The 23527-nt window shown below is 72.7% G+C and carries 22 protein-coding genes; 8 read left to right on the top strand and 14 right to left on the bottom strand.

The window, feature by feature from the left end:
* Positions 1-5 precede the first annotated feature (5 nt).
* Complete coding sequence (locus AVL61_RS14865; RefSeq protein ID WP_058875101.1) at positions 6-914, bottom strand: LysR family transcriptional regulator; 909 nt, start codon at positions 912-914, stop codon at positions 6-8.
* 177 nt (positions 915-1091) lie between these two features.
* On the opposite strand from AVL61_RS14865, the gene AVL61_RS14860 reads away from it, so the two are divergent.
* The 3 genes from AVL61_RS14860 (at position 1092) to AVL61_RS14850 (ending at position 5165) form a co-directional block, all read left to right on the top strand.
* The gene (locus tag AVL61_RS14860) at positions 1092-2489 is read left to right on the top strand and encodes an MFS transporter (RefSeq protein ID WP_058875100.1); all 1398 of its coding nucleotides are present in this window, start codon (positions 1092-1094) and stop codon (positions 2487-2489) included.
* Between the two features lie 160 nt (positions 2490-2649).
* The gene (gene mmsB / locus AVL61_RS14855) at positions 2650-3570 is read left to right on the top strand and encodes a 3-hydroxyisobutyrate dehydrogenase (protein WP_058875099.1); all 921 of its coding nucleotides are present in this window, start codon (positions 2650-2652) and stop codon (positions 3568-3570) included.
* A 35-nt stretch (positions 3571-3605) separates the two neighbouring features.
* Entirely contained in the window at positions 3606-5165 is a 1560-nt protein-coding gene (locus AVL61_RS14850; RefSeq protein WP_058875098.1) for a CoA-acylating methylmalonate-semialdehyde dehydrogenase, read from the top strand.
* Between the two features lie 105 nt (positions 5166-5270).
* Here the strand turns inward: AVL61_RS14850 and AVL61_RS14845 are convergent, their stop codons facing one another.
* Positions 5271-5465: a CsbD family protein gene (locus AVL61_RS14845; protein ID WP_058875097.1), complete on the bottom strand. Its 195-nt coding sequence runs from the start codon at positions 5463-5465 to the stop codon at positions 5271-5273.
* A 120-nt stretch (positions 5466-5585) separates the two neighbouring features.
* Complete coding sequence (locus tag AVL61_RS14840) at positions 5586-6143, bottom strand: MarR family winged helix-turn-helix transcriptional regulator (protein ID WP_058875096.1); 558 nt, start codon at positions 6141-6143, stop codon at positions 5586-5588.
* A gap of 147 nt (positions 6144-6290) precedes the next feature.
* Between AVL61_RS14840 and AVL61_RS14835 the strand changes: the two genes are divergently transcribed.
* Positions 6291-6944, top strand: a complete 654-nt coding sequence (locus tag AVL61_RS14835) for a hypothetical protein (protein WP_058875095.1) — start codon at positions 6291-6293, stop codon at positions 6942-6944.
* A 143-nt stretch (positions 6945-7087) separates the two neighbouring features.
* The gene (locus tag AVL61_RS14830; protein ID WP_058875094.1) at positions 7088-7282 is read left to right on the top strand and encodes a hypothetical protein; all 195 of its coding nucleotides are present in this window, start codon (positions 7088-7090) and stop codon (positions 7280-7282) included.
* On the opposite strand, the gene AVL61_RS14825 is transcribed toward AVL61_RS14830, so the two are convergent.
* Positions 7261-7719, bottom strand: a complete 459-nt coding sequence (locus tag AVL61_RS14825; RefSeq protein WP_058875093.1) for a DoxX family protein — start codon at positions 7717-7719, stop codon at positions 7261-7263. The two genes, AVL61_RS14830 and AVL61_RS14825, sit on opposite strands and share 22 nt — an antisense overlap.
* A gap of 244 nt (positions 7720-7963) precedes the next feature.
* A complete protein-coding gene (locus tag AVL61_RS14820; protein WP_157571457.1) occupies positions 7964-8821 on the bottom strand; it encodes a hypothetical protein in 858 nt (285 codons plus the stop codon).
* A 207-nt stretch (positions 8822-9028) separates the two neighbouring features.
* Between AVL61_RS14820 and AVL61_RS14815 the strand changes: the two genes are divergently transcribed.
* Positions 9029-9958 carry a LysR family transcriptional regulator gene (locus AVL61_RS14815; RefSeq protein ID WP_058875091.1) on the top strand — a complete coding sequence of 310 codons (930 nt, stop codon included), beginning with the start codon at positions 9029-9031 and terminating at the stop codon, positions 9956-9958.
* Positions 9959-10147: 189 nt separating this feature from the next.
* On the opposite strand, the gene AVL61_RS14810 is transcribed toward AVL61_RS14815, so the two are convergent.
* The 9 genes from AVL61_RS14810 to AVL61_RS14770 all read right to left on the bottom strand — a co-directional run bounded on the left by AVL61_RS14810 (position 10148) and on the right by AVL61_RS14770 (position 20716).
* Positions 10148-11383 (bottom strand): acyl-CoA dehydrogenase family protein, encoded by a 1236-nt coding sequence (locus AVL61_RS14810; RefSeq protein WP_058875090.1) that lies wholly within the window; start codon positions 11381-11383, stop codon positions 10148-10150.
* A complete protein-coding gene (locus AVL61_RS14805) occupies positions 11380-12837 on the bottom strand; it encodes an MFS transporter (RefSeq protein WP_058875089.1) in 1458 nt (485 codons plus the stop codon). Before AVL61_RS14805 ends, AVL61_RS14810 begins: the two co-directional genes overlap by 4 nt.
* Positions 12834-13337 (bottom strand): acyl-CoA thioesterase, encoded by a 504-nt coding sequence (locus tag AVL61_RS14800; protein WP_058875088.1) that lies wholly within the window; start codon positions 13335-13337, stop codon positions 12834-12836. Before AVL61_RS14800 ends, AVL61_RS14805 begins: the two co-directional genes overlap by 4 nt.
* Positions 13334-14548, bottom strand: coding sequence for a CaiB/BaiF CoA transferase family protein (locus AVL61_RS14795; protein WP_058875087.1), 1215 nt, complete (start codon positions 14546-14548; stop codon positions 13334-13336). Before AVL61_RS14795 ends, AVL61_RS14800 begins: the two co-directional genes overlap by 4 nt.
* An 81-nt stretch (positions 14549-14629) precedes the next feature.
* Positions 14630-15511 carry a 3-hydroxyacyl-CoA dehydrogenase family protein gene (locus AVL61_RS14790; RefSeq protein ID WP_058875086.1) on the bottom strand — a complete coding sequence of 294 codons (882 nt, stop codon included), beginning with the start codon at positions 15509-15511 and terminating at the stop codon, positions 14630-14632.
* A 141-nt stretch (positions 15512-15652) separates the two neighbouring features.
* Positions 15653-16669 carry an enoyl-CoA hydratase/isomerase family protein gene (locus AVL61_RS14785; protein WP_231738436.1) on the bottom strand — a complete coding sequence of 339 codons (1017 nt, stop codon included), beginning with the start codon at positions 16667-16669 and terminating at the stop codon, positions 15653-15655.
* A 15-nt stretch (positions 16670-16684) separates the two neighbouring features.
* Positions 16685-18703 (bottom strand): TRAP transporter permease, encoded by a 2019-nt coding sequence (locus tag AVL61_RS14780; protein WP_231738435.1) that lies wholly within the window; start codon positions 18701-18703, stop codon positions 16685-16687.
* Entirely contained in the window at positions 18693-19883 is a 1191-nt protein-coding gene (locus AVL61_RS14775) for a TAXI family TRAP transporter solute-binding subunit (protein WP_082697203.1), read from the bottom strand. The genes AVL61_RS14780 and AVL61_RS14775 overlap by 11 nt, the downstream gene beginning before the upstream one ends.
* A gap of 29 nt (positions 19884-19912) precedes the next feature.
* Positions 19913-20716: an enoyl-CoA hydratase/isomerase family protein gene (locus AVL61_RS14770; protein WP_058875083.1), complete on the bottom strand. Its 804-nt coding sequence runs from the start codon at positions 20714-20716 to the stop codon at positions 19913-19915.
* A gap of 188 nt (positions 20717-20904) precedes the next feature.
* Between AVL61_RS14770 and AVL61_RS14765 the strand changes: the two genes are divergently transcribed.
* Together AVL61_RS14765 and AVL61_RS14760 are read left to right on the top strand one after the other, a co-directional pair.
* Positions 20905-22083 carry an acyl-CoA dehydrogenase family protein gene (locus AVL61_RS14765; RefSeq protein ID WP_058875082.1) on the top strand — a complete coding sequence of 393 codons (1179 nt, stop codon included), beginning with the start codon at positions 20905-20907 and terminating at the stop codon, positions 22081-22083.
* A 221-nt stretch (positions 22084-22304) separates the two neighbouring features.
* A complete protein-coding gene (locus tag AVL61_RS14760) occupies positions 22305-23522 on the top strand; it encodes an MFS transporter (RefSeq protein WP_082697201.1) in 1218 nt (405 codons plus the stop codon).
* Positions 23523-23527 lie beyond the last annotated feature (5 nt).

The raw sequence follows: 23527 nt of genomic DNA, 5'->3' as shown, positions 1-23527 counted from the left end.
GCCCGTCAGCCCGACGGCGGAGCGGCGACCAGCTCGTCCTTCATGTCGGCCACCGCCGCGCGGATCGCGGTCATGACGGCCTGCACGGCGGGCCGGCGGAGCAGGTCGGCGCGCGAGACCACCCAGTACTCCACGGGGAACCAGAGCTCCTCGGGGAAGAGCCGCACCAGGTCCCCGGCCCGCTCGGCGAGGTAGCAGGGCAGCAGGCCGATGCCCGCGCCGGCGCGGGTGAGCTCCACGTGCACCACGGAGGACGTGGCCCCCACGCCCTGGCGCATCCGCGGGAACCGCCGGCGCGGGATGTCCAGCTCGGCGACGTCCTGCATCGACTCCACGAAGTAGATGAGCGGGTGCTCCTGCACCTGCTCGGGCGTGCGCAGGGGCGGGTGGGCGGCGAGGTAGCCCCGCGAGGCGTAGACCCCCAGGGAGTAGTCGGCCAGGTGGAAGGCCTCCTTGCGGGAGACCTCCGGGCGCCCCACGACCACCTCGAGGTCGATGCCCACCGGGTTGGTCTGCGCCCGCCGGGCCGCGTTGATCATCTCCAGCCGCACCCCGGGGTGCTCCTCGATCAGCCGCCGCATGGCCGCGCCCATGACCACGCCGCCGAAGCCGTCCGGGGCGAGCGCCCGCACCACGCCGCTGACCGAGTTGCCGCGTCCGCCCGGGCCCAGCGGCAGCGAGCCCATCGCGGACTCGATCTCCTCGCCGGCGGACACGAACTTCCGGCCCAGCTCGCTGGGCTCCCACATGTCCCCCGAGCGCACGAGCAGCCGGGCGCCCACGGTCCGCTCGAGGGCCGCCATGCGCCGCGACACGGTCGTGTGGCTGAGCCCGAGGTCGGCGGCGGCGCCCGCGTAGGAGCCGTGGCGGACCACGGCAAGCAGGAGCAGGAGGTCGTCGGCACCGTGCGACAAGGGGCAACTCCTCCGGATGGCGGGACCCGCACCGGACAGTGCACACGACCGGACGGTATGTGCATTTTTGCACAGGCACGGCGAGCGCATGGTCATTGTGAAGGGGGCCACAGATCCGCACACTGTAGGCAAACATTGTGACCACCGTCACCGTTTCCCCAGCAAGAGGAGAACCCCATGAGCACTGAGGACAGGGTCGCCGCCTCGGCGGACCCGAACGACTCCCCCGAGAACCGGGGCGGGCTGAAGAAGGTCGTCGCGGCCTCGATGGCCGGCACGGTCGTGGAGTGGTACGAGTTCTTCCTGTTCGCCACCGCGTCCACCCTGGTCTTCGGCCAGCTCTTCTTCGTGGACACCGGCAACCCGCTGGACGGCATCCTCAAGGCGTTCCTGATCTACGCGGTCGGCTTCATCGCCCGCCCGCTGGGCGGCATCGTCTTCGGCCACTTCGGCGACAAGTACGGGCGCAAGCACCTGCTGCAGATCTCGATCGTCATGGTCGGCGCGGCCACCTTCCTCATGGGCTGCCTGCCCGGCTTCGAGCAGGTCGGCTACTGGGCCCCCGCCATGCTGGTGGTGCTGCGCTTCGTGCAGGGCTTCGCGGTGGGCGGCGAGTGGGGCGGCGCCGTGCTGCTCGTGGCCGAGCACTCCCCCAACAAGGAGCGCGGCTTCTGGTCCAGCTGGCCGCAGGCGGCCGTGCCGCTGGGCAACCTGTTGGCCACCGTCGTGCTGCTCACCCTGTCCTTCACCCTCTCCGAGGAGGCCTTCCTCGCCTGGGGCTGGCGCGTGGGCTTCTGGCTCTCGATCGTCATCGTGGCCATCGGCTACTACATCCGCACCCACGTCACGGACGCCGCGATCTTCAAGGAGGCCCAGCAGGAGGTCCGCGAGGAGAAGTCCGCGGCCTACGGCGTGGGCGAGGTCTTCCGCCGGTACCCCCGCGGCGTCTTCGGCGCCATGGGCCTGCGCTTCGCGGAGAACATTCTCTACTACGTGGTGGTGACCTTCTCGATCACCTACCTGTCCACCCAGCGGGACGTGGACACCAGCCGGATCCTGCTCCTGCTGCTGATCGCCCACGTCATCCACGCGATCTGCGTGCCGCTGGTCGGCCGGGCCACCGACCGGGTGGGCCGCCGCCCGATGTACGCCGCGGGCGCCGCGCTGGGCATCTTCTGGGCGTTCATCGCCTTCCCGATGTTCGACACCGACAACAGCTTCATCATCCTGGCGGCCATCACCCTCGGCCTGATGATCCACGCGCTCATGTACGCCGGGCAGCCGGCGATCATGGCCGAGATGTTCCCCACCCGGATGCGCTACTCGGGCGTCTCCCTGGGCTACCAGGTGACCTCCATCGTGGCCGGATCCCTGGCCCCGATCATCGCGACCGCCCTGCTGCGCGAGTTCAACTCCTGGGTGCCGATCGCGATCTACATCGCCATCGCCTGCCTCATCACCCTGTTCGCGGTGTGGACGCTGCGCGAGACCAAGGGCATCTCCCTCCAGGACGTCGACGCCGAGGACCGGCGCCGGCTCTCCGAGGAGAAGGCCGCCCGGGACCGGACCTCCTGATCCGCACCGGCACCAGCACCCGAGCGCGCCCAGCGGCGGACCGGCCCCCCGGTCCGCCGCTGGGCGCGCTGCGCACGACCCCCGCCGTCCGGCACCCCGCCGCCCGGGACCTCACCGCTCGACACCCCGCAGTTCTCGACCCCGCAGAAGGGACTCCCCGATGACCACCATCACCTGGATCGGCCTCGGCCACATGGGCAACCCGATGTCCGGCAACCTCGTCAAGGCGGGCCACGACGTCCGCGGCCACGACGTCAGCGCCGCCGCCATGGCGGCCGCCCGCGACCACGGGGTGCAGACCTTCGACACCCTGGAGGAGGCGCTGCAGGGCGCCGAGGTGGTGTTCACGATGCTCCCCAAGGGCGAGCACGCCCGTGCCGTCTACCTCGGCGACAGCGGCGTCATCGCGCTCGCGCCGAAGGACGCGCTGCTCATCGACAGCTCCACGATCGACGTGGAGACCGCGGAGCACCTGCACGGGGCGGCCGAGGAGGCCGGCTTCCGCTTCGTGGACGCGCCGGTCTCCGGCGGGATCAGCGGCGCGGCGGCGGCCACCCTGACCTTCATGGTCGGCGGGAAGCCCGACGTCGTCGAGCAGGCCCGGACGTTCATCGAGCCCATGGCCCGCAAGATCGTGGCCACGGGCCACGCCGGCACGGGCCAGGCCGCCAAGATCGTCAACAACATGATGCTGTTCATCTGCCTCGAGGCCTGCGCGGAGGGCTCCGTGCTCGCCGACCGGCTGGGCCTGGACCCCCAGGTGTTCTGGGACATCGCCTCGGTGTCCTCCGGCAACTCCTGGGCGCTGCAGACCTGGTACCCCGTGCCCGGGATCGTGGACTCCGCGGCGGCCAACAAGAACTTCGAGGCCACCTTCAGCGCCGTCCTCGCCGCCAAGGACGCCGGGCTGGCGCTCATGGCGGGCGAGCAGACCGGCGTGCGGCTGCCCGCGGCGGAGCTCGTGGCCGAGAGGCTGCAGCAGCTCATCGACGAGGGCCTCGGGGACAAGGACTGCTCCCTCATCACCAAGTACGCCGCGCCGGACGGGAAGATCCCGGGCTGGGACCCGGACCGGGCCTGAGCGGCGCCGAGACCACCACGACCGAGGAGGACACCATGCAGAACACCAAGCAGGACGCCGAGACCCGCGCGCAGCAGGACGCCGAGCGGGGCGCCCAGGACCCCCGGGGCTCCGGCGAGGTCATCGAGCACTTCATCGACGGGGCCCGCCGCGGCGGCTCCGAGCGCACCGCGGACGTCTACAACCCCGCGACCGGGCAAGTGGCCAAGCAGGTGCTGCTGGCCTCCGCCGAGGAGGTCGCCACCGCCGTGGAGGCCGCCGAGCTCGCCCTGCCGGCCTGGCGGGCCACCGGGATGTCGAAGCGCTCGGCGATCATGTTCAAGGTCGAGAACATCATCCGGGAGCGCACCCCGGAGCTGGCCGCGATCATCACCGCCGAGCACGGCAAGGTCCTCTCGGACGCGGCCGGGGAGGTCGCCCGCGGGCTGGAGAACGTGCAGTTCTGCGCGGGGCTGATGCACCACATGAAGGGCGAGTTCCTGGAGCAGGCCGCCACCGGGGTGGACGTCCACCAGACCCGCCAGCCGGTGGGCGTGGTCGCGTGCATCACCCCGTTCAACTTCCCCGCCATGGTCCCGCTGTGGATGATCACCACCGCGATCGCCGCCGGCAACACCGTGATCCTCAAGCCCTCCGAGCGGGACCCCTCGGCGGCGGTGTGGATCGCGGAGGCCTTCGCCGAGGCCGGCCTGCCGCCGGGGGTGCTCAACGTGGTGCACGGGGACAAGGTGGCCGTGGACGAGCTGCTGACCAACCCGCTGGTCAAGGCCGTGTCCTTCGTGGGCTCCACCCCGATCGCCAAGTACATCTACGAGACCTCCGCCGCCAACGGCAAGCGCGTCCAGGCCCTGGGCGGGGCGAAGAACCACATGGTGGTCATGCCGGACGCGGACCTGGACGGGGCCGCGGACGCGGCGATCTCGGCCGCCTACGGCTCCGCCGGGGAGCGCTGCATGGCCGTCTCGGTGCTGGTCACCGTCGGGGACGTGGCCGATCCGCTGATCGACCGGCTCAAGGAGCGGATCGCGGGCCTGACCATCGGCGACGGCACCGACCCGGCCTCGGAGATGGGCCCGCTGATCACGCCCCAGGCCCTGGAACGGGTCAACGGCTACGTGACGGGAGCCTCCGCCGAGGGCGCGAGCGTCGTCGTCGACGGCACGACCCAGCAGTTCGAGGGCGAGGGGTTCTTCACCGGCGTCTCGCTGCTCGACCACGTCAAGCCCGGGATGAAGGTCTACGACGAGGAGATCTTCGGCCCCGTGCTGTCCGTGGTGCGGGTGGACACCTACGAGGAGGCCGTGCGGCTGATCAACACCAACCAGTTCGCCAACGGGGTGGCGGTGTTCACCCGCGACGGCAAGACGGCGCGGCAGTTCGAGTTCGAGATCGAGGTCGGCATGGTCGGGGTCAACGTCCCGATCCCGGTGCCGATCGGGGCGTTCTCCTTCGGCGGCTGGAAGAACTCCCTGTTCGGGGACACCCACATGTACGGCCCGGAGTCCTTCAACTTCTACACCCGCCGCAAGCTCGTCACCACCCGCTGGCCCGAGCCCTCGGAGTCCCAGATCAACCTGGGCTTCCCGACCCACTGACGGGTCCGCTCCGCACGGTGCGCAGTACACCGTGCACTCCGCACCGTGCGGAGCGGTGCCCGGGTGCGCCCCCGCCCGCTCCCGGGCGGGGGCGCACCCGCCTGCTCAGCTCTTCAGGCCGTCGCCGACGTCGCGGGCGGCGTCCTTGAGGTGCTCGCCGGCCTGCCGCGTGCTCCCGGCCGTCTTCTGCACCCTGCCCTCGGCCCGGAGGTCGCGGTTGTCGGTGGCGTCACCGACCGCCTCCTTGGCCGAGCCGACCGCCTTGTCGGCCGCGTTGCGGATCTTGTCGTCGAGTCCCATCGGGATCTCCTCCCGTGCCCCGGCATCCTCTGCCGGGGGTCTGTCTGCCGGGATCCGCCTGCCGCGGGCTGCCGCCGGGAGCGGCCTTCCGCTGCGGCCCCGGTGCACCGGGCGCGCGGCTCAGGCGCCCCCGTGGCCCGGGGCGGGGTGCCGGCAGTCCTCGACGCGCTCCTGGAGCCGGGCCTCGTCGACGGCCTCGACCGCCGCCGCCATCTTCTGCAGGAAGGCGGTCACGGTCGCGGCCTCCTCGGCGGTCAGCTCCCGCGCGGCGCTCAGCATGCGCTCGTGCATGGCCCCGAGCGTGGAGCGGACCTCGCAGTCGGCCTCCTCGGTGGCCACGATCACCAGCGCCCGCCGGTCCGTGGGGTGGGGACGCCGCGCCACGTGGCCGCTGCGGGACAGCCGGTCCAGCAGCGTGGTGGTGGAGGCCGAGGAGATGCCCAGCTTGCGCGCCAGGTCCCGCGGGCCCATCGGGGTGCCGGCGCGGCCCGCCTCGAGCAGGTAGCGCAGGGCCAGCACGTCCTTCTCCCCCATGCCCATGGAGTCGCGGGTCCGCAGCCGCATGGCGGACTCGGCCGCCCGGTAGGCCCGGAGCGCCTCGAGCACCTGCACCGCCGGCGGGCGGTCGCCCTCGGCGGCGTACCAGTAGCCGGACGAGGTCTGGGGGTGTGCGCTCATGGCTCCAGTGTAGGCGATCTACAAATCAGCAGAACTGGTAAATAGACAATCTAGTAATACTGCTGTTCGATGGGAACCGTGCGACGGCGTGACGAGGCGCACGGAGTCGCAGTGGAACGAAGCAGGACACGTGAGGAAGGTCGCCAGATGAAGCAGCAGCTGCACCACCGGTCCACCGTCGAGACGGCAGAGTCCTCCTCCCTCCGGGCGGTCCGGAACGACCCCGGGGCGGATCCCGCCGCCCCCGTGCACTGCGGGCGGCCCATGCCGGTGCGCACCCTCGAGTTCGCCGAGGTGGAGGACCGCGTCAACCACGCCGTGGCCCAGGCGGCGGTCGACGGCCGGTGGATGCACGCCTGCGCCTGCGGCTTCCTGCAGGAGACCCCGGCGCCCGAGGGCACGGTGCCCTCGATCGTCCCCGACGGCGAGGCGATGCTGTTCCGCCCGTTCTTCACGCGGCGGGTCCTCGCCGCGGCCGGGCGGGTCGAGACCGCCGAGTGGGCCTTCGACCAGGCCCTGGCGGACGCCGGACCCCTCGCCGCCGGCGACGCCGAGGAGCAGGCGCAGCGCCTCTGCGCGTTCGAGTCCGGCCTCGAGGCGGAGCGGTGGCGGCTCGACCAGGCTGTGGAGACGCTGCGCGACGAGCTGCGCCTGGCCGTGCGCCACGGCGTGCCGATCACCCTCCTGGCCCGCGAGACCGGCCTCGAGGAGGCGGACGTGGTGGACCTGCTGCACCTGGGCGACGTCCCCGCGGAGCCCTCGGCGGAGGCGACCGACCGGGCGTTCGCCGAGGCCTGCTGAGTTCCCGGGCCGCGCCCGCCGGACCACTGCCACGGGGCCCTCGCCACCGCGGCGCCGTTGTCGCGGTGGCGCCGGCGAACGCCCTCCGCCGGGCCGCTACGCTGGAGCTGTCCCGAACGCCCCCGCGCCCCGGAAGGACGCCCGTGAAGTCGATCGTCGCGAGCCTGCTCGTCCTGGCCCTGGTGGTGACGTCCGCCGGAGCGCTGCTCACCACGGTGGACGCCCAGGAGTGGCTGCCCGTCGTGGTGCTCGCGGCCCTCGCCTATCTCGGCACGTTCACCGTCTACCGGCGCGTGCGGGAGCGCTACGCCGACCGCTACGCCGACCGCCGGGACTGATCCCGGCGGGAGCGGCGCCACGCCCGCCACGCCCCGGTCGACCACAGGGCCCACAGCACGAGCAGCGGCTGGAACAGCAGCCGCACGGCCCGGGCGCGGTCGGTGTCCAGGCCGAAGGCGTCGGTGCGCGTGAGGTACTGCGAGACATTGCCCGGGAACACGGCCACGAAGAACGCCGCCGCGAGCCACCCGAGCAGCACCCGCCGGCGGGGCAGGGCCACCAGCGCGGCGCCGAGGACGATCTCGACCACCCCCGAGCCGAGCACCACGGCGTCGTCGGGCACGGGCATCCACTCGGGGACCTGGGCGGTGAACTCCTGGCGGGCCACCGTGAGGTGGCTGATCCCGGCGCCGAGCAGGACGAGCCCGAGCAGCACCCGCGCGAGCGTGCGCGGCAGGGACGTGGCGGGGGCGGCGGCCCGGGAGGACGGTGTCATGCCCGGAGGCTAGCAGTGCGGGACCGCCGGAGGTTTGGACAGGTCACCGGGCGCCCCGGCCGTGGTGCTACCGGCGGCAGACAGCCCGACCTCGTTGTCGGGACCGCGCACGGACGCCCGCGTGACCTGCGTCACCCACAGTAGGGGGTTACCGGGGGGTCCAGCGCACTGCATGCGAAATATGACGATTACGAATGCACATCGATCTGCCCGGGGCGGCCGAGGCCCCGTGCGCGGGGGACGGTCAGCAGAAGTCGGCCTTGCGGATCCGGCCGTGGGCGCCCGCGGAACTGTCCTCCAGCCGGGTGACGGCGAACTCCGCGGTGCTCGAGAGGTAGGCGTGGGCGATGGGCCGGTCCATGCCGCGGTCCCGCGCCAGGAAGTCCACCCCGGCGCTCACGGCCCGGTGCATGGCCGCGGTCAGGCAGAACGTCCGCTCGTCGACGTCGTCCGTGCCCGAGCGGCCGACGACGATCCAGTGCTCGTCGGTCTCGGCGAACGGCTGCCGGTGCGCCACGGCGGGCACGCCCTGGGCGCCGGTCCGGCACACGCTCACCCGGAAGGTGCCGGACAGGGGCTGGCCGGCGGCGCCCAGGGCCCGGTGGAGCTCCCGGGGGCAGAAGACGGCGCCGTCCGCGCGGACCGGCAGGTAGGCGGTGCACCCGGTGCCGAGCGGCCCGGGGGACGCCTCGGGGTCCAGGACGTGGAGGACCTCGACCTTGAGCACGTCCCCGGCCCGGGCCGCCGGCAGCAGGACCGGTCCCGTGACCACGTGCGGACCGGCCCCGTCGAGGGCCGGGACGTCGGGCTGCCGCGCTGCCGGGGGCGTGCCGGGTTCCTCCGGCAGGGGCGCCGGACGGTTCTCCTGGTCCGAGGGCGCGGCCGGCTGCGGGCGCCGGAAGCCCGGCACGCCGAGGCCGGAGGACGGGTGGGCGGCCCGCGCGGCCGCGGCGCGCGCCCGCGCCTCCTCGGCCGGGTCCGGCGCGGCGGGGACGGACTCGGGGCGGGCGGGCTCGACGGCCGTGCCGCCCACCACCCGGAGGGCCGGTCGCCGCGCGTGCGGGAGCACGGGAGCGGATCCTGGTCCGGCGTGCTCAGTCATGGGCTGCTCCTTGGGGGCGGGGCGAGCGGTACTGCTCCGACTGTAGGAAGTCCGTGTTGCTGCACCGGACACGGAGTGTTTCCGGAGCATGACGAACCTCATAACGAGAGGAAGCATGCCACGGACGGGCGGGCAAGCCCCACAAATGACAATTGCGACGAAACCGCTCCCGTGCAGGCCTCTCGGAGCAGCACCTAGTCTGGCCGGATGGAAGTCCACAAGGCCCAGGCGTTCCTCGCCGTCGCGGAGGAGCTGCACTTCGGCCGCGCGGCGAAGCGCCTGCACATGGCGCAGCCGCCCCTGAGCCGCCTGATCCGGCAGCTGGAGGCCGAGCTGGGCGCCACCCTGTTCGAGCGCAACACCCGCCACGTGACCCTCACGCCGCAGGGCGAGGCCCTGCTGGAGCCGGCCCGGGAACTGGTCATGCTCGCGCGGCGGATCAAGGACGTGGTCCGCAAGTCGCAGGAGGGCGAGATCGGCCGGGTGCGGCTCGGCTTCGCCGGGGCCTCCGTGAACCAGGCGGTGGGGGAGCTGGCGCGCCAGGTCCGGCGCCGGCGCCCCGGGATCAGCCTGGAGCTCTACAGCTCGCAGTTCTCCTACCTGGGCCTGGAGAAGGTCCTGGACGACTCCCTCGACCTCGTGATCGGCCGGTGGGACTTCCTGCCCGCGGAGATCAGCTCCCGGCTCGTCGCCCTCGAGGAGCTGCTCGTCGCCCTCCCGGAGAACCACCCGCTGGCCGACCGCGAGACGGTCGACGCCGAGGACCTCGCGGAGGAGGCGTGGATCGTGCTGCCCGGCGGGGCAGGGGCCACGCTGCCCAACCGGCTCAACACGCTGGCGATGAACGCGGGTTTCGTCCCGCGCGTGGTCCAGGTGGCCCCGGACTCCTGGACGCTCGTGGTCCTCGTGGGCGCCGGGATGGGCATCTCCCTGATCCTCTCCAGCGTCCGGGACAACGTGCCGTCCCGCGGCGTGGTCTACAAGCCGCTGACGCAGGAGCAGAAGCCGGTCGAGGTCCGCCTCATCTGGCGCCACGGGGACGCCAGCCCGGCCCTGCAGTCGGTCATCGAGATCTCCGAGACGGTGTTCCCCGCCCCGGACGGCCCCCTGCCCACCCTGCCCCCCAGCACCCCCTGACGCCTCCCCCGGCTCGCCCGGAGCGCCGGCTCGCCCGGCTCCCCTAGATCGCCGAACTCACCGGTTCTCCCCGAGACGCGGCGGTTCGTCCGTGCTTCTCGGGCCGAACCGGTGAGTTCGGCGGCGGGGGCGGGAGCGGCGGCGGGACAGGTCGGGACGGGACAGGGCAGGGCAGGAAGGGGCCGGCGCTCAGTTGAAGGCCGAGATGCCGGTGATGTCCCGGCCCACCAGCAGCGCCTGGATGGAGTCGGTGCCCTCGTAGGTGGAGACCACCTCCATGTCCGTCATGTGCCGGATGACGTGGTTCTCGAGCAGCAGCCCGTTGCCCGCCAGGAGGTCGCGGGCCTCGTTGCAGATCCACTTGCCCTTCTGCGCGGTGGCCATCTTCACCATCGAGGCCTGCGCGTTGGACAGCTGGCCGCGGTCGGCGAGCTCGGCCATCCGCACGCACAGCAGCTGCATGGTGGTGAGCTCGCTGAGCATGTTCGCCAGCCGGGCCTGGACGAGCTGGTACCCGCCGATGGCCTGGCCGAACTGCTTCCGGCGGGCGGCGTAGTCGGCGGCGATCTCGAAGGCCGCCATGCCGTGGCCCACGGCCTCCCAGGCGGCGCCGCCGCGGGTGGCCTGCAGGACCCGGGAGACGTCCTTGAAGGACCGGCAGTGCTCCAGCCGGTTGGCGTCCGGCACCCGCAGGCCCTCGAGCACGATGTCGGCCTGCTGGATGGCCCGCTTGCCGACCTTGCCCGTGATCACCTCGGGCCGGTAGCCGGCGGGGTGGTTCCCGTCGTCGTCCTTCTCCACGACGAAGGCGTTCACCTTCCCGTCCTCGGCATTGCGCGCGAAGAGCACGACGACGTCGGCCGCGTCCCCGTTGCCGATCCACCGCTTGTGCCCGTCGATCACCCACTCCTGGCCCTCGCGGCGGGCCGAGGTCTCCAGGGCCACCGAGTCGGAGCCGTGCTCGGGCTCGGTGAGCGCGAACGCCCCGGTCTTCTCGAGCCGGGCCATGGCCGGCAGCCAGCGGTCCTTCTGCTCCTCGGAGCCGAGCATGTTCAGCGCCCCCATGCACAGGTTGCCGTGCACGCCCAGGAACGTGTTGATGCTGCCGTCGGCCCGGGCCATCTCCCGGGCCACCATGCCGGCGGCCCTCCGCGACATCCCCGGGCAGCCGTGGCCCTGGATGGTGGTGCCGATGATGCCGAGCTCGGCCAGGCCGGGCAGCAGCTCCCAGGGGAACTCGGCGCGCTCCCAGTAGTCGTTGATCACGGGCAGCACGCGCTGCTGGGCGAAGTCCCGCACCCGGTCCCGGACGGCGACCTCCTCGGGGGTGAGGTCGTCGTCGAGCCGGAAGTAGTCGGAGGTCGCGGCTCCCGCGCGGACGGCGGCCGGCGCCTCGGTCGAGGGAGCGCTCGCGGTGGTGGTCATGGTCGGTCCTTTCGTCGGCGGGTCCCAGGACCCGCGGTGGTCGGTGCGGTCGGTGCTGCCGGGAGTTCCCGGCGAGTGGCTCGCAGGATCGCGAGCAGGCCCAGCGCGGTCAGGGCGACCGCGGGGAAGACGAGGATCGAGGCGCCGGTGGCCCACGCCAGGGAGACCCCGGAGTAGCCCACGGCCATCGAGAGGAAGCGGATCAGGTTGTGGATGCCGATCGCGGTCCCCGAGCCCCCGGCGGGCGAGAGCACGAGCTCCGTGGCCGCCGCGCTCTGGGCGAAGGCGATCCCGGTCCCGGCGAGCACGAGCCCGAGGACCACCAGGGAGACGATCACCCAGCGGGCCACGCCGAGGCCGGACGAGACCATGGCCAGGGTGACCACCGGGGCGGCGACCACGAGGATCAGGACGCCGCGGCTCAGCTGGACCCCGCTGCCGTGCCGGCGGCCCACCCGGGCCGCGACGGGCCCCGCCGCTGTCATGGCGAGCGCCAGGGTGAGGACCACGGCCCCGATCCGGGCGGGCCCCAGTTCCAGGTCCGAGCCGAGGAACAGGGGCACGGCCACGATGGCCACGGCCATGGAGCCCATGGCCAGCCCCGCTCCGGCCGCGGCGGTGAGATAGGCGGGGTCCCGCAGCAGGGCCGGGTCCAGCAGGGGCCGGGGTGCCGCCGCGTCCCCCGCGGCCCGCCGGGACCGCCGCCGGGAGAGACGGGCGAACAGCCACCAGCCGAGCACCGCGGAGACCGCGCTCGCGGCCGCCCAGGACCAGGGACCGGACTGCCCGGCCAGCAGCACGGCGGCGGCCGTCGACCCGCCGCCGACCACGAGCCAGGCCATCGCGGCCACGTGCATCGGCGGGCGCCGCCGCCGGATGCGGGGCATGAACACCGCGAGCAGGAGGATCAGCACGAGCACCAGCCCGGCGTGCACCACGAACACCCAGCGCCAGCCCAGGGCCTCGGTGAGGACGCCGCCGAAGGGCGGGCCCACAGCCTGCCCCACGCCGATGGCCGAGGCCCACGCCCCCATCGTCTGCGCGGTGCGCTCCGGCCAGGTGCTGACCAGGGCCGCCTGCACGCAGGGCGGGATCGCACTGCACGCCGCGCCCTGGACCATCCGGGCGAGCACGAGCGCCTCCATGCCCGCCGCCGCGGCGGCCGTGAGCTCCGCGAGGACCATGACCCCCAGCGCCGCGAGCAGGAAGGCACGGACGCCGAGCCGGTCGCCGAGCCACCCCGCGAGCGGGACGGCCGTGGCCATCGCCACCGTGAAGGCGCTCACGGCCAGCACCGACTGCTGCGCCGTCATGCCGAGGTCCGTCTGGATGACGTACAGCGGCGCGTTGATCACGTTCGAGGACATCGTGCCCAGCGCCGTGGTGGCCAGCAGCGCCGGGTACGCGATCCGCCGCGCCCGCAGGCCGGCCCGCCCCCTCCGGAACGCGGTCATGCACGCACGGTCACGGAGCCCGGTTCGGTCTCCGGCTCGGTCTCCGGCTCCGGCTCCGGCTCCGGCTCCGGGACGACGACGCCCGCCAGGGCGGCCCGGACCCGGTCCGGCAGCGGCGTGGAGCGGCCCGTGGCGGGATCCGTCTGCACGAGCACCGTCCGGGCGCGGACCGCGACCTGCTCGTGCTGGACCAGCTCGTAGGCCACCGTGCAGGACGACCGGCCGACCCGGGCGACCCGCACCCGGGCCGTGAGCTCGGGGCCGTGGTCGATGGAGCGCAGGTAGTCCAGCGCCAGGGACACCACCACGCGCGGCCGGGCGGGGTCCGGGACACCGTCCTGTCCCAGCCAGGCGGCCATCGCGGAGAGCCGCGCCTCCTCGAGCAGGGTCACCACCCGGGCGTTGTTGACGTGCCGGTTGAGGTCCTGGTCGGACCAGCGCACGGGCAGCACGGCGGTGTGGACGGTGCCGACGGGGTCGACGGGGCCGACAGCGCTCATGACGCCTGCCGGACCGCGGGCTCGCCGCGCTCGAGCCAGGCCAGGACGCGGTCCCGGTCGCCGTCGAGCCGGGGCGGGGCCTGCGAGTAGTCGACCGGGGTGCGGCTGAAGTCCACCGGGTGGCGGACCGTGGGGATCTCCCGGTCCCCCGTTCCCGCCAGGACCACCGGGTCCAGGCCGAGGCCCTCGGCGAAGCGGACGCCCTCGTCCACTCCGAGGATCGGGGCGCATGGCACCTTGACCGCCTTGAGCAGCTCGAACCAGTCCTCTGCGTCCCGGGCGGCGAGCCGCTCGACCATCAGCCGGCGCAGCTCCACCCGGTGGGCGTTGCGCGCGGACACCGTACTGAACCGGTCGTCCTCGGCGAGCTCGGGCGCCCCGAGGCACCGGCACAGCCGCGCGAACTGCCCGTTGTTGCCCACCGCGATGACCATGTCCTTGTCCCGGGTGGGGAAGGGCTCGTAGGGGTAGAGGCTCGGGTGCTCGTTGCCCATCCGGGTGGGGACGCTGCCGCCCGCCACGTACGCGGCGGACTGGTTGACCAGCCCGGACAGCGCCGAGGTCAGCAGGTTCAGCTCCACGTGCTGGCCCGCCCCGGAGGACTGCCGCTCGTGGAACGCGCCCAGGATGCCGGTGGCGGCGTGCAGGCCCGTGATCACGTCGAACAGGGCCACGCCCGCCCGGTACGGCTCGCCGTGCTGGCTCCCGGTGAGGCTCATCATCCCGGAGAGGGCCTGGGCCAGCAGGTCGTAGCCGGGCAGGTCGGCGCCGCCGGCGGTGCCGAAGCCGGTGATCGAGGCGTAGACGAGGTCCGGGCGCCAGGCGCTGACGCTCTCGTAGTCGAGGCCGTAGCGCGCCAGGCCGCCGGGCTTGAAGTTCTCCACCAGGATGTCCGCGCGGGCGATGATCCGCTCCACGACCTCGAGCTGCGCCGGGTCCGAGAAGTCCAGGGCGATCGAGTGCTTGTTGCGGTTGACCGAGAGGAAGAAGGTGCTCTCGCCGTCCCGGTGGGGCGGGACCCACGCGCGGGCGTCGTCCCCGGCGGTGCTCTCCACCTTGATGACGGTCGCGCCCATGTCCGCCAGCAGCATGGTGCAGTAGGGGCCGGCGAGCACGCGGCTGAGATCCGCCACCACCACCCCGGCGAGCGGGCCCGTGCCCGGGCGGCCGAAGATCTCCTGCAGGGCGTGGGCGTCCTCGAACTGGCTCATGTCTTCTCTCCTCGTCGTCGTTCCTCGTCCGGTGCTCGGCCCGGAGGTCGTCCGGGGCGCGGCCCGGTGGTGGTCCGGGGCTCAGCCGGCGTACTCGTACCAGCCGCGGCCGGTCTTGCGGCCGTACCGGCCCTGCTCGTAGAGCTTCTCCACGGAGGGGTGCGGCAGGTCCGCGGGGTCCCCGCTCTGCTTGTGCTCCGCGAGACGGATCAGGTAGGACACGTCGATGCCGACCAGGTCCATCAGCTCGAAGGGGCCCATCGGGTGGCCCAGCGCCGTCCGCGCCGCCACGTCGATGTCCTCGAAGCTCGCCACGCCGTCCGCCTCGAGCCGCAGGGCCTCGTCCCGCAGGGCCCCGAGGAGGCGGTTGGCCACGAAGCCGGGGACCTCGTGCTGGAGCCGGACGGGCTGCTTGCCGAGCCGGCGGGCCAGCTCCACGGTGGTCTCCACGGTGGCGTGCGAAGTCTGCGGGTTGCGCACCACCTCGACGCAGGCCATGACCAGCGCCGGGTTGAAGAAGTGCATGTTGCACACGCGGTCGGGCCGGCCGGTCGCGTCCATGAGCAGGGACGAGGGAATGGTCGAGGAGTTGGTCGCGAGGACGGCGTGCTCGGGCGCGGCCTCGTCGAGGTCGGCGAACAGCTGCCGCTTGATGTCGAGGCGCTCCACAGCGGCCTCGAGCACGAAGTCGGTGGAGCACGCCGCCTCGATCGAGTCGGTCGTGTACGCCATCCGGGCGAGGGCGGCGTCCACCTCCTCCCGGCTCCTGCTGCCCTTCTCGGCGAGCCGGCCGAGCCGGCGGCGCACCTCCTCCCGGGACCGCTCGAGGGCGGCGGGGTCGAGGTCGCTCGTGGTGACGGTGTAGCCGGCGAGGGCGAAGACCGCCCCGATCTGGGTGCCCATGGCACCGGATCCCACGATCAGGACGTCGCGGACGGCGTCGATGCTCGGCTGGGAATTCATGCTCTGCTCCTCGGGGTGGTGGTGCGAAGGTCTGGGGGCGGTCGTGCGAAGGTCTCGGGCGGTGGTGCGAAGTCGCTGCGGGGCGACGGCCCTGCGGGGTGGCCGCCGGGTGCGGGCGGGGAGCCGCCCGCACCCGGCGGTTCAGTCCTGCTCGCGGAAGCGGGCGGGGCGCTTCTCCAGGAAGGCGCTCGCGCCCTCGGCCTTCTCGTCGGAGGCGTAGAGGAGGGACTGGGCCAGCCGCTCGAGCAGCAGCCCGGTGCGCTGGTCCGTCTCGGCGCCGTTGCGCACCACGAGCTTGGCCAGCCGCACGGCCAGGGGGCCCTTGGCGAGGATGGTCTCCGCGGTGGCGAGCGCGGCGCCCATCAGCTCCTCCGCGGGGACCACGCTGGTCACCAGCCCGATGCGCAGCGCCTCCTCGGCGTCGATGATCCGGCCGGTGAGGATCATCTCCTGCGCCCGGCCGAGGCCCACGAGCCGGGACAGCCGCTGGGTGCCGCCGGCGCCGGGCAGGATGCCGAGGTTGGTCTCGGGCAGCCCGAACCGGGCGTTCCCGGCGGCGATGCGGATGTCGCAGGACATCGCCAGCTCGTTGCCCCCGCCCAGCGCGAAGCCGTTGACCGCGGCGATCGTGGGCAGCTCGAGGTCCTGGACCCGGTCGTAGAGGCGCTGCATCCGGGCCCGCAGCCCGTCCCGCAGCGTGTAGCCGACCAGCTGGGAGATGTCCGCGCCGGCCACGAAGGACTTCTCCCCAGCGCCCGTGAAGACCACGGCGCCGACGTCCTCCCGCCGCTCGAACGCGTCGAGCGCGGCCTCGATCCCGTCCAGCACCCCGAAGTTCAGGGCGTTGCGCACCTCGGGGCGGTTCACGGTGACGACCGCGACCCTGCCGCGGAGTTCGGCCGTGACGGTGCCGGTCCCCGTGTCGACCACGGTTCCCGTGCTGGTGCCGGCCGTGGTGACGGCGTCGGTGGCGCCGCTCGTGCTGTCGGTGGTGGTGCCCGCCGTGCTGTCGGCGGTGGCGGTGCCGGCTGTGCTGTCGGCAGTGGTGGTGCCCGCCGTGCTGTCGGCGGTGGCGGTGCCGGCTGTGCTGTCGGCAGTGGTGCCGGTCGTGGTGCCGGCCGTGGTGGCGGCAGTGGTGGTGCCGGTGCTGTCGGTCATGTCGGGTCCTTCCGGTCAGACGGTCGCGGTGGCGGGCTCGGGGGCGTGCGCGGCAGCGGTGTCGTCGTCGTCCGCGGGCCCGGCCTGCACGGTCAGGAAGGTGAGCAGCACGCTCCCGGAGACGAGGGCCAGGCCGAGGACGGCGGTGATCGGGGTGGGCAGGAAGAGCAGGAACCCGCCGACCGCGGCCGCCGCCCGGAACAGGGCGGGCATCCGGCGGTCGAAGCCGACCGTCCAGCCCTCGATGGCCGAGGCCAGGGCGTAGACCCCCACGATGCTCAGCGCGAACGCCAGCAGGATCCGGCCGGGCGAGTCCTGGGCGACCAGGGCGGGGTTGAGGGCGAAGCCGAACGGGACGATGTACTTCACCGCGCCGAGCTTCATGGCCGCCACGCTGGTGGCCATGGCGGGGGCCTTGGCCAGACCCGCCGCGGCGAAGGCGGCGAGGCCCACCGGTGGGGTGATGTAGGAGACGGACGCCCAGTAGATGACGAACAGGTGCGCCGCGAGCGGGTTGACCCCCAGGTCGATGACGGCCGGGACCATGACGATCGCCAGGAACACGTAGGCCGCGGAGATCGTCATGCCCATCCCGAGGATGAAGCAGGTCACGGCGCCGGCGACGAGGATGAGGACCACGTTGTCGCCCACCAGGGAGACCAGCTCCCGGGCCAGGGAAAGGCTCACGCCCGTGGCGGTGAGGCCGCCGACGATCAGGCCCACACCGGCGATGATCCCGACGATGTTGCTCAGCGTCCGGCCGCACTCCACCAGGAAGTCGGTGAACTCCCGCGGCCCGAACTTCTGGCCCGGGCGCAGCACGGCCACGATCAGCAGCACCAGGATCACCCAGTACGGCACCTGGGTCTCGGAGTCCGTGAGGAACAGCAGCCCGGTCAGCAGGCCCAGGGCCAGGACGTAGGGCCAGCCCCGCACGAGCGTGGCGAGGGTCCGCGGCAGCAGGTCCGCGGACACGCCCCGCAGCCCGTTGCGGGCCGCGTAGCCGTCCACCTGCAGGTAGATGCCGAGGAAGTAGAGGACCGCGGGGATGGTGGCCGCCACCAGGATCTCCGTGTAGGGCACTCCCACGAAGGAGACCATGAGGAACGCCGCGGTGCCCATGATCGGCGGGGTGATCGATCCGCCCGAGGAGGCCGTGGCCTCGATGCCGCCCGCGTAGGTGGAGCTGAACCCGGAGCGCTTCATGGCCGGGATGGTCATCGGCCCGGTGGTCAGGACGTTGGAGACCGCGCTGCCGCTCATCATGCCCATCGCCGCGCTGCTGGCCACGGACACCTTCGCCGCGCCGCCGCGGTAGCGGCCGAAGATCGACATGGAGAGGTTGTGGAAGAAGTCCGCGCCGCCGGTGTGCTGCAGGGCCACCCCGAAGACGAGGAAGCCGATCAGGATGGTGGCCGCGGTCTGGATGGGCAGGCCCAGGACGCCCTCGGCCCCCATGATGTGCACCTGGGCCAGGGTCGGCAGGTCGTAGGTGACGCCCTGCAGGACGCCGATCGGCAGGTTCTCGGCGACCAGCGGGTACAGGGAGAACAGCAGCGCGATGACGGTGACCGTCAGCCCGCCGGTGCGGCGCAGGGCCTCGAGCACCACGAGCCACAGCACGAACGCGGCGACCGTGGCGGTGGTGGGCGCCATGAACTCCCAGCCGTAGTTCTTGATCCGGGTCCCGTTGGCCGCGAAGTACGTGCACACCGCCGCGGAGACGACCATGAGCAGGACGTCGAACCACTGGACCCGGCGCTCCCGGCCCGCGCCGGCCGCGGTGCTGCCGCCGGTACCGGGCTCCTGCTGGGCCTCCACCTGCTGGGCCAGCGGGACCTTGCGCAGGGGGTTGACGATGAACACCACCGGCAGGAAGGCCGCCAGGATCAGGTAGAGGTAGGAGTTGGTCAGCAGGGACAGCCCGCCTACGTTCCAGAAGAACACCTGGTTCATGGCCAGCAGCACGCCCAGCACGGTCAGCGCGATCACGACCGTCCGCCAGAACGGGGTCACCCGGGTCTCAGTTCTCATCGTCGTTCCCCTCGCCGTTCTCCTGGCCGTTCTCCTGGCCGTTCTGCGGGCCGTCCAGCTCGTTCTGCTTCCATTCCGTCCAGTTCCGCTCGAGCTCCTCGTCGGCGGAGGACTCGACGACGCCGGGCCAGGCCTCCTGCATGCGCTCGCCGCGCTCGACGAGCTCGTCGTTCTTCCGCTCGAGCTCCTCGGTCCACACACCGCGCTCCTCGAAGTAGCGGACGGTCCCCTCGTGGAACGGGACCACCAGCGGCTCCTTCAGCACGGCGTCGAAGGAGAACTGCTTCGTGTCCGGGGTGGTGCCCTCGTAGTGCTCGTAGTTCTCGACCATCGCCTTCACGAGGTGGTAGACCTCGTCCGCGTCGCGGTCGGCGGTCGTGGTGAGCGGGATCGTGTACTCGAGGACCCGGGCGCTCTCGCCCTCCTCCAGCCCGGCGCCGCTCGTGATCTCGCCGACCGTCACCATGGGCATCAGCTCCTCCCAGGTCTCGTAGCGGGCCGGGTCCGGGTCGTCGAAGCTCAGCCACTGGACCTCCGTGCTGGAGGCCAGCTCGTTGATGTTGGAGCCGACCACGTTCTGGTACAGGGCGTCGATCTGTCCCGCTTCGAGCCCGGCGATCTGCTCGCCGTAGGCCATCGGGACCTGCTCGACGTCGTCCCAGGTGAGACCGCCGTAGTTGAGGAAGCCCTCCATCTTGTTGTTGATGGAGGTGTTGGCGGTCAGCCGGGGGACCCGTTTGCCCTCGAGGTCCGCGAAGGAGTCGATGCCGCTGTCCTCGCGCACGAGCATCCCGTAGTTGCCGGGCGGCGCCCACACCATGCGGAGGTCCTGGGGACCCCACTCCTCGCTGGCGTACTCGTAGTCGCCCTCGAAGGCGTAGTAGTACTCGTCCCCGGCCCGCGCGTAGTCCACGGTGCCGTTCACGAGCGGGGCCAGCCGGCCGATGCCGGTGTCGGCGGTCATCAGCCGCACCTGCACGCCCTCCTCGTTGGTGAGGGTGTTCGCGATGGCGGCGAGATCGTTGTAGGTGCCGGTGCCCACGTTGTAGGTGGACCACACGAGCTGCTGCGGCAGGCCGTTGGGGCCCACCGGCTCGCTGCCCCCGGCGGCGGCGCAGCCGGTCAGGCCCAGCACTGCGACGGCGCCCAGGGCGGCGAGCCGTGTTGTCGTTGTCCTCATGATGGCCTTTCGACGTGCGGTGGTGGCGCTCAGCGCCCGGAGAAGGAGGGGAGCCGCCGGTCGAAGAACGACTGCTTGCCCTCCAGGAAGTCGGAGGTCCCGAAGAGGACCGGCTGGTGGTCCCGCTCGAACGTCAGGGCGTCCTCGAGCGAGCCCGACGCCTCGCGGATCCCGCGCTTCACCGCCGCGACGGCGAGCGGGGCCCGCCCGGCGAGCTCGGCGGCGTGCGCGACCGCGGTGCCGAGCACGTCCGGGTCCGGCACGAGGTGGTCGACCAGGCCGGCGTCCCGGGCGGCGCCGGCGTCCACGGGTGCGGCCTCGAGCAGGATCCTCCGGGCGCGGGCCGCTCCCACCCGCTGGACCAGCGAGTGCACCAGCCCGCCGTCCGGGGCGAGGCCCAGGCGGGTGAACGGGAACAGGAACCGTGCGCTCCCACCGGCCACCACCACGTCGCAGCAGCACACCAGGCCGACGGCCACACCGGCCGCGGGCCCGGTCACCGCGGCCACGACCGGCTTCGCCAGGGACGCGAGCTCCTGCACGAGCCCGGCCACCTGGCTCATCCGGGCGGCCGACTCGGCGGGACCGGCGGGCGGCATCGCGGCGAGGTCGCCGCCGCCGCTGAAGCAGCGTCCCGCCCCGGTGAGCACCACGGCCCCGGTCCCGGGGTCGGCGGCGAGCTCCGCCAGGGCGGCCCGCAGCCCGGTGCGCAGCTCGTGGCCGAGCACGTTGCGGCGGGGCTCGTCGTCGAGCGTCACCACGGCCACGGCGCCGGTGCGCTCGATGCGCACCCGGGGCGGGCCGTCGGCGGCGGTGGGGGACGAACGGGTCACAGGGGTCCTCCGGGAAGTCAGCGGATGTCGTGCAGATCACATTTCCACGACCCACTGTGAAACCTCAAATACCTAATCTGGCAGTCAGTGATACCTATAACTCAATTGTCGGGCGAACCGTGTTGCGCAGCTCACGAATGCGTCATCCTCGTCGGAGGCATCCGAGCACCCGAACCCCAGGAGGACCCATGAACCCCGCCGCGACCGACCTGCTCGACGTCGAAGCAGACCTCAGTGCCGAGGAGCTCGAGACCCGGGACGCCGTCCGGGAGTTCGTGGACCGGAGGATCCGGCCGAACATCGCCGGCTGGTACGCCGACGCCGTCTTCCCGCAGGAGATCGTCCCCGAGATGGCGCAGCTCGGGCTGCTCGGCATGCACGTCCAGGGCTACGGGTGCGCGGGGAAGTCCGCGGTGCAGTACGGCATCGCGATGCAGGAGCTCGAGGCAGGGGACTCCGGACTGCGCACGTTCGTCTCCGTGCAGGGCTCGCTGGCGATGTCCGCGATCGCCAAGCACGGCTCCGAGGAGCAGAAGCAGCGCTGGCTGCCCGGCATGGCCGCCGGCGAGATCATCGGCTGCTTCGGCCTCACCGAGCCCACCGCCGGCTCGGATCCCTCGACCATGGCGACCACCGCGGTGCGCCAGGGCGACGAGTGGGTGCTCAACGGCGCCAAGCGCTGGATCGGCCTCGCCTCGATCGCCCACGTGGCCGTGATCTGGGCCAAGGCCGTCGACGAGAGCGGGCAGGAGCGCGTCCGGGGCTTCCTCGTGCCCACGGACACCCCCGGGTTCACCGCCGTCCCGATCGAGCCGAAGCTGTCCATGCGCGCCTCCATCCAGTGCGACATCGCCCTCGAGGACGTCCGGCTGCCCGCCGACGCCCTCCTGCCGCACCACCCCGGCCTGCGGGGACCGTTCTCCTGCCTCAACGAGGCCCGCTACGGCATCGTGTGGGGCGCCCTGGGCGCCGCCCGCGACAGTTTCGACGCCGCGCTGGCCTACTCCCAGCAGCGCATCCAGTTCGACAAGCCGCTCGCGGCCTACCAGCTCTCCCAGGCGAAGCTGGTGGACATGGCCCTGGAGATCCAGAAGGGGCAGCTGCTGGCGCTGCGCATCGGCCGGCTCAAGGACGAGGGCCGCCTGGAGAACCACATGATCTCGGTGGGCAAGCTCAACAACTGCCGGATCGCGATCGAGGTGTGCCGCCAGGCGCGCACGATGCTCGGCGGCAACGGGGTCACGCTCGAGCACTCGCCGCTGCGCCACGCCAACAACCTGGAGTCGGTGCGCACCTACGAGGGCACCGACGAGGTGCACACCCTCATCCTGGGCCAGCAGCTGACCGGGCACTCCGCCTTCCGCTGAGCCCGCACCCGTCCCCGGGCGCAGGGACCCGGCCGGGCCGCAGAGGCTCGGGGACGGCGCCGTGGAGCACCGCCGGCGCGACAGGACCTGATCAAGATCACACCGGGAGGCATGGGAGACCGGGGCGAACCCGCGTAGCATCAAAAGTCACCCCCTTTCTTCTGCTCGGGCTCGACGACGTGCTCGTTCCCCGTCCCTGCGCCCTCCCGGAAGGACCCGCCGTGCCCGCACCCCGCACCGCCCTGCTCCAGGTGGTCAATGCCCCCGGCCCCGCCGGCACCCGCCTCGCCATCTTCGCCCTGGCGATGGGCGGCTTCGGCGTGGGCACCACCGAGTTCGCCTCGATGGGCCTGCTGCCGTTCATCGCCGAGGACTTCGACGCCTCGATCCCGGCCGTGGGCCAGTCCATCTCGCTCTACGCCCTGGGCGTGGTGGTCGGGGCGCCGCTCATCACGTCCCTCGCCGCCCGGATGGAGCGCAAGACCCTGCTGCTGGCGCTGATGCTCACGTTCGTGCTGGGCAACGGGCTCTCGGCCGCCGCGCCGTCCCTCGAGTGGCTCTACGCCGCCCGGTTCCTCGCCGGCCTGCCCCACGGCGCCTACTTCGGGGTCGCCGCCGTGGTGGCCTCCTCCCTGGTGGCCCGCGAACGGCGCGGCACCGCCGTGGCCCGGGTGATGCTGGGGCTCACCATCGCCAACATCGTGGGCGTGCCGTTCGCCGCGGCCCTGGGCGGGGCCCTCGGCTGGCGCTCGGCCTATCTCCTGGTGGTGCTCCTGGGCGCCCTGACCATCGGGGCCCTGGCCCTCTGGGTGCCGCGCACCCGCAACGAGGGCATGGCCTCGGCGGCCCAGGAGGTCCGCGCCCTCGCCCGGCCCCAGGTGGCCCTCACGCTGCTGGCCGGGGCCATCGGCTTCGGCGGCATGTTCGCGGTCTACACCTACATCTCCCCGACCCTGACCGAGCTCACCGGTCTCGACATCGGCACCGTGCCGTGGGTGCTGGCCGTGTTCGGCGTGGGCATGACCCTGGGCTCCCTGCTGGCCGGCCCGCTCATCGACCGCTCGATCGAACGCACCGCCCTCGGCGCCGGCGCCGTGTCCGGCGTGGCCCTGGCGTTCTTCGCCCTGTTCGTCCACGTCCCCGCCGCGGCCGTCCTGGGGGCGCTGTGGATCGGGATCATGGGCTCGATCTTCACGACCTCCCTCCAGGTGCGCCTGCTGCGCGAGGCGAAGGACGCCCCCTCCCTGACCGCCGCCATGAACCACGCGGCGTTCAACCTGGCCAACGCCATGGGCGCCTTCCTCGGCGGGATCGTCATCTCCGCCGGCTGGGGCTACCGCTCCCCCGCCTGGGTGGGCGTGGGCCTGGCCGTGGCCGGCCTGCTCATCCTGGGCTACGCGGCGCACCGGCACCGGCACGCCGTCCCCAGCACGCCGTAGTCCCT

Origin of the sequence: Kocuria rosea subsp. polaris (assembly GCF_001483755.1) — a bacterium.
Lineage (GTDB): Bacteria > Actinomycetota > Actinomycetes > Actinomycetales > Micrococcaceae > Kocuria > Kocuria cellulosilytica.
The sequence above is the reverse complement of the archived record's forward strand: the minus strand, read 5'-3'. Positions and strand labels throughout refer to the sequence as shown.